Annotated in this window: 1 pseudogene; it reads left to right on the forward strand. The window is 84.9% G+C overall.

What is annotated here, in order from left to right:
- Positions 1-290: pseudogene (locus JMF97_RS31625) on the forward strand (prenyltransferase/squalene oxidase repeat-containing protein); the annotation flags it as partial.
- Positions 291-456 lie beyond the last annotated feature (166 nt).

Below are 456 nucleotides of genomic sequence, written 5' to 3' on the forward strand. Positions count from 1 at the left end.
CCCGCCGCCCCGCCCGCCCCCGCGCCGCGCCCCCCGCCCCGCCCCCGGGCCCGCCCCACGCCCGGACCGCCGGCCCGCGCCCGGCCGACCCGCCCACCGCCGGCCCGACGCCGAGTGACACACCGTCCACGCCTGCCGCCACGCCGACCGTGAGCACCAGCCCGGTCGCGGGCGGACCGGGACGCCTGCCGACCACCGGCGTGGCCATCGGCGGGTACGTGCTCACCGCGCTGCTGCTCGTCGGCGGCGGGGCGGTGCTGCTGGTGCTGGGCCGCCGGCGGGCCACATGAGGAGCCGGGCGGGCCGGTCGGCAGGGGTGCTCCCCGTGACCGCCCCGGGGACCGCCCGCGGGGCGGCCCCGGGCCCGGCCCCCGGCCCGCCCGGGCCATGTCCCGACGCCCGCGCGGCGACCCTGGGGGTGCGCTCTCAGGAACTCGGCGGTGGGGGGGTCGCGGG

The organism is Micromonospora fiedleri, assembly GCF_016774385.1.
GTDB lineage: Bacteria > Actinomycetota > Actinomycetes > Mycobacteriales > Micromonosporaceae > Micromonospora > Micromonospora gifhornensis.